Genomic DNA, 3,818 nt, shown 5'->3' on the forward strand with positions numbered 1-3,818 from the left:
CTGATGAACAAGGAGATCACGCCGGCGGTTCCACGCTGGCTGAGATCCGGGAATGACCCGGTTGTCGTTTCGAAGGTGGACGATTCAACGATCCAGTTCAGCTTTAAAACTCCAAACGGTATGCTGCTATATTACCTCGCCAGCAATCTCGGTTCAGATATCCTGGCGGGATCGCCGGCGCATTACCTCAAGAAATTCCACAAGGCTCATAATCCCGATGTCGATCAACTGGTGAAGGCGGCCGGTTCTCCGAGCTGGGTCGCTCTCATCCAGGCCAAAGTCGGCAACTGGCAGTCGCCGGACCGCTGGCGGGATGCATCACGCCCCGTGCTTGACCCCTGGAAGTTGACGGTGCCTTACACCGGCACAACGCAGGTGGTCGCGGAGCGTAATCCCTATTATTTCAAGGTTGATCCCGAGGGTAACCAGCTGCCCTACATCGACCGGGTCACCTACGACGTCATGGGCGATGTCCAATCCGTCATTCTGAAGGCCACCAATGGCGGCCTCGACATGCAGGCACAGCGGCTCAATTCGCTGGAAACGGGCATGGTGCTGGCCGCGCATCGCGAGCAAGGCGGCTACAAGCTGTTCAAGGTTCAGCCGGCCTGGTCGAATGGCATGCTCATCTGCCTCAACCAGACCGTCAAAAATCCGGTTCTGCGGCAAGTATTCCAGAACAAGGATTTCCGCATAGGATTGTCGCTGGCGATCAACCGCGATGAAATCAACGACATTCTCTACGCTGGACAGTCGCGCCCTTATCAGGCGGTGCCGCGGCCGGGAACGGCGCTTTACGACGAGAAGCTCGCCACCCAGTATACGAAATTCGATGTAAAGGCCGCCAACGAGGCGATCGATCGATCGGGCTTCACCAAGCGTGACGACCAGGGCTATCGCATAGGCCCCGACGGCAAGCGCATAGCGTTCTCCATCGATGTTCAGACCGCGCGAAAAGATCATATCGATGCCCTAGAGCTTATCCGTAAATATTGGAAAGCCGTGGGTGTCGATATGCAACCCAAGCCGATTGAATCGTCATTCGCCGTGGCGCGCATGTTGGCCAACGATCAGGAAGGCCTCGTGTGGATCGGCGGTGGTGGCTATGATTTCCTCGGGCTCCTTGATCCGAAATGGTATTTTCCCTACGAGAACCAGTCAGCCTTTGGCTCGGCCTGGGGCATCTACTACCAGAATCCGAAGGATCCGAATGCCGAGGAGCCGCCGGCCTGGGCCAAGAAGCAGCAGGACCTCTACACCGAACTGCTGAAGACCGTCAGTGACGAAGGCAAACTCGCGCTGATGCGGCAGATCCTGGCGATCACTGGCGAGGAATTTCCTGTGATCGGCACGGATATGGATCCCGACAACTACGGCGTCGTGAAGACCAATTTTCACAACGTCCCGGAGATCATGCCCGATACGGCCTTCTATGTGACGCCAGGGCCGACAAACCCTGAGCAATACTTCATGAAATAAGGCACGAGGAGGCGCGCCCAACAAGCGCGCCTCCCACCCAACACCGAATAGGCGTCCCTGACGTCAGGTCAGCGGATTTGGGATGCGATCGCGAGGCTGCGCCGTGGACGTTGCGGCGAAGGAGTGATCATGTGGCGCTTCATTGCACAACGTGTCGTCTATACGGCGCTGACACTGGCTGCGGTCTCGGTGGTGTCGTTCCTCATCATCCAGTTGCCGCCGGGTGACTTTCTGACATCGCTCGCCGGTAAGATGGCGGAACAGGGCGGCGATCTCGACAGCGCGTCGCTTGCCGGTCTCAAGGCCCGCTATGGGCTGGATCAGCCCTGGTACATCCAGTATTGGCGCTGGATAACCGGCATCCTGCTGCATGGTGACTTCGGCCAGTCCTTTGAATGGAACAAGCCGGTCTCCGAGTTGCTGTGGGACCGCATGGGAATGACCTTGCTCCTGTCGCTGGTCACCCTGATCGTGACATGGATGCTGGCTCTGCCGATCGGGATCTACAGCGCGGTCCGGCGCTATTCCGTGCTCGATTATGTCGTGACATTCCTGGGCTTCATCGGCCTCGCCATACCGAGCTTCCTGCTGTCGCTGGCGCTCATGTACATCCTGTCGCGCTATGCCGGCATGAGCGTTGGCGGGCTGTTCTCGGCGGCCTACGTCAATGCGCCGTGGAGCTGGGCCAAGCTCGTCGACCTCGCCGCGCATCTCTGGCTGCCGGTGCTGATCCTGTCGACATCCGGCACGGCGGCCCTGATACGCGTCATGCGCGCCAATCTGATCGACGAACTGCACAAGCCCTATGTGCAGACCGCCCGGGCCAACGGCCTCGGTGAAATGGAGCTTCTGTTCAAGTATCCCGTGCGCGTCGCGCTCAATCCTTTCGTCTCGACGATCGGCTGGGTGCTGCCGCATCTGTTCTCCGGTGCGGTGATCGTCTCCGTCGTCTTGAGCCTGCCGACCGCCGGGCCGCTCCTTCTCAGCGCGCTGCTCGCACAGGATATGTATCTCGCCGGCAGCTTCATCCTCATCCTGTCGGCCCTGACAGTCATCGGCACCCTGTTGTCGGATCTGCTGCTCGCCTGGCTCGACCCGCGCGTGCGCTATCAGTGAGGTCTTCGCAATGACCGACGCGACTGCCACCGGTGGCCTCGCCCCACCACGCCGAAAGCTCGTCGAGCTCGGCCAATGGGGCCTTATCTATCGGCGTTTTCGCAAGCACAAGCTCGCTTACTGGAGCGGATTCATCGTTCTGGCAATCTATGCGGTGGCGCTGTTTGCGGAATTCGTGGCGCCCTATTCCTCGGATCGTTACAACCCGCGTTACATCTATTCACCGCCGCAAGTGCTCAAGATGTTCGGTCGCGATCAAAATGGCGATCTCGCGCTGCTTTACGTGAATGGATACAAGGTCGAGCTCGATCCCGTGGCTCTCCAGCGCCGCTTCGTCATCGATGAGAGCCGCGTTTATCCCGTCGGCTTTTTTGTGAAGGGCGAGCCCTATCACCTGTTCGGCCTGATCCCGGCCGAGCGCCATCTCATTGGTCCTGTCGATCCCAGCGCGCCGATGTATCTATGGGGCACGGATCGCCTCGGAAGGGACCTTCTCAGCCGCACCATCCACGGCACGCGCATATCGATGTCGATCGGCCTTGTCGGTGTCACGATCAGCCTCGTCCTCGGCATTCTGCTCGGCGGCATCTCGGGCTATTACGGCGGCTGGGCGGATCAGGCGGTGCAAAGGACGATCGATTTCCTCAAGTCGATCCCCACCATTCCGTTGTGGATGGGACTTGCGGCCGCCATTCCGGATCGGATGGATCCGCTTCTCGTTTATTTCTGGATCACGGTGATCCTGTCCTTGATCGGCTGGACGGATCTGGCGCGTGTGGTGCGCGGCCGTTTTCTCTCCTTGAAGACGGAGGATTTCGTGATGGCGGCGCGCCTGGACGGCTGCAGCCGACAGCGCGTGATCTGGCATCACATGGTCCCGTCCTTCACCAGCCATATCGTCGCCTCGGTGACGCTTGCAATTCCGGCGATGATCCTTGCGGAGACCGCGCTGTCCTTCCTCGGCATCGGCCTGAAGCCGCCCGTGGTGAGTTGGGGGGTCCTCTTGAAGGATGCGCAGAGCCTGCTCGCGCTCACTCAGGCGCCCTGGCTGTTCCTGCCGGGCATCCCGGTTGTCGTCGCCGTCCTTGCCCTCAATTTCCTTGGAGATGGGATCCGTGATGCGGCTGACCCCTATTCCTGAGGCGGGCGCGAGCCAGCCACGCGCCACGCGACCGGCGGCCGAACCGCAAGACCGCCTCTCCCAAGACCTCCTCTTCGAGGTG

Annotated in this window: 3 protein-coding genes; all 3 read left to right on the top strand. The window is 60.1% G+C overall.

Annotation, left to right across the window (positions count from 1 at the left end):
- A partial coding sequence (locus tag KF719_RS18065) for an ABC transporter substrate-binding protein (RefSeq protein WP_293510813.1) occupies positions 1 to 1,479 on the top strand: 1,479 nt, incomplete at its 5' end.
- A 129-nt stretch (positions 1,480 to 1,608) separates the two neighbouring features.
- Positions 1,609 to 2,595 (top strand): ABC transporter permease, encoded by a 987-nt coding sequence (locus KF719_RS18070; RefSeq protein ID WP_213336766.1) that lies wholly within the window; start codon positions 1,609 to 1,611, stop codon positions 2,593 to 2,595.
- A gap of 10 nt (positions 2,596 to 2,605) precedes the next feature.
- Positions 2,606 to 3,736 carry an ABC transporter permease gene (locus KF719_RS18075; RefSeq protein ID WP_213336763.1) on the top strand — a complete coding sequence of 377 codons (1,131 nt, stop codon included), beginning with the start codon at positions 2,606 to 2,608 and terminating at the stop codon, positions 3,734 to 3,736.
- Positions 3,737 to 3,818 lie beyond the last annotated feature (82 nt).

This window comes from Parvibaculum sp. (assembly GCF_019635935.1).
In the GTDB taxonomy this organism is placed as follows: domain Bacteria; phylum Pseudomonadota; class Alphaproteobacteria; order Parvibaculales; family Parvibaculaceae; genus Parvibaculum.